Source organism: Akkermansia sp. KLE1798 (assembly GCF_001580195.1).
Taxonomy (GTDB): Bacteria; Verrucomicrobiota; Verrucomicrobiia; order Verrucomicrobiales; family Akkermansiaceae; genus Akkermansia; species Akkermansia biwaensis.
The window spans coordinates 1-5551 of record NZ_KQ971096.1 but is presented as its reverse complement, the minus strand read 5'-3'; the positions used below and the strand labels follow the sequence as shown (position 1 = coordinate 5551).

At 57.9% G+C, this 5551-nt stretch carries 1 pseudogene; it reads left to right on the top strand.

Annotated features, from left to right (window positions below):
- Positions 1-627 precede the first annotated feature (627 nt).
- Positions 628-5551 (top strand): annotated as a pseudogene (locus HMPREF3039_RS11670) (hypothetical protein); the annotation flags it as partial.

Here is a 5551-nt window from a genome sequence, read left to right as displayed (position 1 = left end):
CTAAAGAAGGTTAAGGTGCCGGAGGAGTGGCGGAAACGCCGCTTTTTCTGGAAAAACAGAAGGCCGTTCCGGGTAATCCGGGGCGGCCTTGTTGTTGGTGGTAAGGAGATGGACTTAATGGACACAATGGACACAATGGAAAAAGGGGAAACGCCACCTGTCCATTTTGTCCACTAAGTCCACTAAGTCCACTAAGTCCATTCCCCCATTCCCCCATTCCCCCATTCCCCCATTCCCCCATTTCCCCATTCCCTCCATAAAACATCTCCTCCGGAATTTTTTCCCCCCCCACACACAATAAATATTTTGGAATAAAAACCACTATATTTTGATATAAAAAATATTCACATTAATATGAACAGCGGATTAAAAATCCGCTATGGAGCGGCAAAGTTGCCAATATACCAGAACCAGCCCTCTTGTCTGTTTATATTAATAAAGATAACACCATGGGGCATTCCTTTCGCGGACCAGATCAGGCCGGGAAAAAGCCCTTTTGAAGATGTGCAACACCTAGGGAATCAACGTTTAATCTTGTAGCAGGATTTTTAATCCGTTAGTAGTCATAAAAGCCTCCCGCGCTGGTTCGGGAGGTATTTTCACCCTCATTTTCTCTAAGAAAAAGCTATGAAGCTGCATCTTCCCACTGGTTTGCTGTCCGCCCTGCTTGCATGCATGGCTACCGTCTCCGTCCCGTATGCGCGCGCTGCTGAATACACGTGGCTGGGCCAGAATTCCAATCTGCATGAAGCCGCCAACTGGAATCCTTCCGTAGCGGACTGGGCGGCCGTTTGGTCGGGCACGGCTGCCAATACCATGATTCTTGACCAGGGCAGCCTGACGGGCACCAGCAAGGAGCTTCAGGCTTCCTTTAATACGCTTTCCATCGGTGGGATTACCGTGACCGGAGGTTCGGACGGATTCAGCGTGGTCAAGGGGGGGGCATATAACCGCGCCGTCAATTTGCGTGACGGGGGGGCAGGGTATACGCTGTTTGACATTGGCGGGGATTTTTCCCTGGGCAGTGCCGCTGCTCCCTGGGCAAACGGCATCATCTTCAATGCCGATGCCCTGTTCAAGATAGCAGACGGCAAGACCATGAACCTGTTTGGTCCTCTGGGCGTGGCGGGGGAAGGTTCCCGGACCGTAACCGTGGGCGCGGACGGTCATTCCGGCGCCCTCATTCTGAACTCGGCCGCCCAGGCCGGAATGAATGCGGACTGGGTAGTTACGGGAGGGGCTACGCTGCAGTTGAACAACGCAACGGCCCTGGGCTCCGGCGCCGTCAACTTGAATGGAAGCCAGTTGACGGTTCAGCAGGATACCACTCTCGCCAACGCCCTGACCATAGGCGGTTCGTCCGGCATGACGGTGAATGCCGCCACGCAATTTTCCAATGTGACCTTTTCCAATGCCTCTTCCCTCAACATGAACGGCGGAACGCTCTCCATTGCGGAATCCGGCTCCCTGTCTCTGGGAACTTCCGGTACCGTTACGGGGAACCTGACGCTTGGGAGTGGCTCCTTTTTGAATTTCTCCGCTCTTCCTTCCTCCGGAGCGTACCTGTTGAATGTAACCGGAACGCTGACCGTAAACAGCGAACTTCTTCTGGGAGAAGCAACGATCAGTGGCATGACCTGGGCGGCAGGTTCCTATGGCATGATCAATGCGGGCACCATTACCGGGCTTCCGTCCAACTCCTTCATTCTGGGAGATAATTTGATGGGGTCCTGGAATACGGAAGGCGGAAAGCTTACGCTGGTGGTGGCGCAGGCGACTCTGCTTGAGTGGAAGGGCGGCGACGGCGTCTGGTCCGCCACCGCTCCCACTGTCTCCCCGTGGAAAAATAACGGCGTGTACACCAATGATGCCGCCGTCATCATGGGGGATATTGACGGCCATGCTCCGCAGACGGTAACCATTGACGGCGTCGTTTCTCCCACCATCGTGATGGTGCAGGCGAACGACACGGATTACGTATGGAATGCGGCTGAAGGCGGCGGCTCTCTGGAAGGCACGGCGAATCTGGAAAAGACCGGGAATGCCACGCTGACCATCAATACGGACAATACCGGCTATTCCGGCAAGATCATCCTGGGAGGCGGAACGATTGAAATGGGCAGCACTTCCGCTCTGGGCACCGGGGACCTGATGTTCGACGGCGGTACCCTCCGGTACGGCGCCGGTGTAACGGCTGACATTTCCGACCGGATTTCCGCCGCAAGCAAGGAAAACATCAAGGTGGACACCAACGGAAACGACGTGACGTGGGCTTCCGTGGACAGGTACAAGGGATTTATCATGGAAAAATCCGGGGACGGAACATTGGCCCTGGGCGCTGCCGTTTATACGAATGCTCTGACAGTGAACGGCGGCACTGTTTCCATTGCCTCCGGAGGGGCTCAGACGAGGTTTTCAGCGGGAATCTCCGTAAGCGCGGGGAGTACCCTGGCCATTACCGGCTCTGTCAACGGCGTTACTTCGGGAAACAGCGCCAGTATCGTCATCAACGGCATGAGCGGTGCGGGCAGGATTGAACTGGATAACCAGGCGGCCAATTCCCGCTTTTATATTTCCGGAGACAACACTTCCTTTACCGGTGAGTTGGTTTTGAACGGGTTGAACAACAATACGGGCAGCACGTCCGATGCGCGTGACATCCAGTTTGACACTCCCGCCAGCATGGGGAGCGGTACCCTGACCCTGAACGGCCGCGGTTTTTGGCTGAATGCGCCTAATACGGCGGCTACCTCCGTTGTTGCGGCGATCAACGTGCTGGAAAAGGGAACTTATTTGAACGGAGGGAGCGGCAATTCCTATTATTTGGGAGGGGTATTCACCGGAACCGGCACGGTATCCACGGGGCTGGGCTCTTCCACGGCCTATTTGACGGGAGACATGACAGGGTTCCAGGGGGCTTTTACTCGTAGCGGCAATGATTCTACCTTCACCTGGGCGTTTGGCAACAACACGGTGGCTACGTTGAACCAGGGGAAACTCTTCGGTGACGGCGTAGTTTTGAAAGCTGATGCCGGAACAAGCGTCTTCAAATTCTCCTACACCAATGACCTGGTTCTGATGAACGCCGCCGTAGGAGCGGAAGGCGCCTTGAGCGCCAACGTGGAACAGGCGGGAACGGGCACGCTGGTGCTGACGCAGGACAATATCTCCACGGGAACACTCACCATCACCAGCGGGAAGGTCCAGCTTGGCAACGGAGAGGCTGCGGGGTCCTGGACGGGACAGATTACCGGGGCGGGGGAATTGCTGGTAAACAGATCCGCCGGTTCCCCTGTTCTCAACCTGAATGCCTCCAATAACCATGAGGGCGGCACCGTTCTGAACGGCGGCAGTGTGAAAGCGCTGGGCGCGGGATCTCTGGGTACGGGGGCCGTCACTGTCAATGGCGGCTCCATCCTGGACATGAACGGCCAGGCCGTGGCCAACAGCGTCACCATCACGAAGGGCGGCCTGCTGAACGCGGGGGCCTATGCCACGGCCGGCGGCGTAACCGTGAATGCGGAAGCCGGTTCCGGAGACATCAACCTGGGCGGCCTGTCCGGGGACAAGGTGGGCTCCATCAATACAACCACGGCGGGCACCGCCGTTACCGGCCTGACCGGAAACCTGACCCTGACGGGCGGCAACTCCCTGCACGTGGGAGTAAACAACACTTCCTACGCGGACGGGGGCGACCAGAAAAGCCTGCTTCAGTTCAATGACACGGCTACCGGTACCGTTTCGTTCGGCGGGGATGGGTCCGACCTGACGCTGCATCTGGACATTGACACGGACATCCTCATTGCCATGCGCGACCTGGAATCCGTTGGCATCCTGCTCACCAACGGAACGATTGGCGGTCTGCCGTCGGGCAATCTGGTTGAATGGCTCAACCGGCACCTGACGTTCAATGCCACGCTGGAAAGCCTCGGCTTCGGCATTCGGGGCGTGGAGGGCGGCAACATCCTGATCTCCGGAAGAACGGACCAGATCTACATTGCATCGGAAGACGGGAACACGGTTACCAGCATTCCGGCCCTGAACTCCTATTCCCAGGTCATCGTGAATACGGACCTGGCGCTGAATTTGGACGTACCCGCCGCCAACACGGACAAGACCATCATCCGCCATCTTTCCTCCGGCACCTCCACCACAGGCAATCTGAACATCAACGCCACGGGGGACGGCTCCCTGAATGTGGAACTTGCCAACGATCTGGACAACTCCGTATTCAGCGGCAATCTTACGGTCAACGGTGAGCGTGTGGACCTGGTCAAGACGGGGAACAAAACGCTGACCCTCAACGGCAACGTCACCACGGCCAATTCCGTGGTCGCGCAGGAGGGGACGCTGGCGCTGAACGGCTCCGCCAACAGCATCGGCACGCTGAACCTTGCCTCCTCTGCGGCTGAAGCGGCCAAGGTAGTCATCCGCGGCACCACCACGGCTTCCCTGGCGGATGACGCGGCAGGCGGCAGCCTGGAAATCGCCTCCGGGGGCACCCTGAAAACTACCGGAGATTCCACGCTGGACCGGGCCACTTCCATTTCAGGGACGGGAACGCTGAATGTTCAGGAAGGCTCCAGCCTGACTCTGTCCGGTGAAGCCGGGCTGTCCGGCACATCCGTCACGCTGAATGGAACCCTGAGCCTGGACGGCACGGGGGACAAATCCATTCTGCGGCTGTCCGGTTCCGGCGCTCTGAACTTGAACGGGAACACCCTGTCCATTACCTCCGCCACGGCGGGAAGCGCCTCCTTCTCCGGCGCCTTGCAGGGAGAGGGCGCTTTGGACATCTCCGGAAAAGTCACCCAGGAAATGAGGACCGGGAACGCCGCGTACGACTTGAGCGTGCATGACGGCGGCACGCTCGTCTTGAAAGGAACGGGTGCTTCCGCCGGACTTGACTACAGGAATGTAACGGTGGGTTCCTCCGGCATCCTGCGCGTGGAAGCCACGGGCTCCGGCAGCGGAGATACCAATACGGCCCTGAATCTGAACAGCATTGACTTCCGGAGCGGTTCCACCACGGAATTCGTGTACAACCTGAACCAGGCGGACCCCTTCAACTCCGCCATGATCACGGCGGACTCCATCACCATCGGCGATGGAGCCCAGTTCGTGCTTGCCAACATGACGGGCAACACCGGCCTGGGGACGTATGACAACCTGGAAAACGTGGTGCTGATGACGGCGGACCTGATCAATGGACTGGATGAAGGAGCTTCCCTTTCCATCGGAACCTCCGGACTTTTTGCCGTGTACTACAAGGATGCCGTCATGTCCAGGAACGGGGACAACATCGTGTTGAACGCGACCGTACAGCAGGAAAACATCTTCACGCCCGCCGCTGACTCCTACAATTCGGCTGCCGGTTCCAATCTCCTGTGGGAAGCCAGAAACAATCTGGACGCCACTTCACAACTGGGCCAGTTCATGAATGCCGTGAGCAACATGATCACGGGGAACGCACCGAATTTGGCCGGTGCATCCAGAGCGCTGGCGGCAGCGGCGGGTTCCACGGTCAACGCCCTGGGCACCGCCCAGCGCG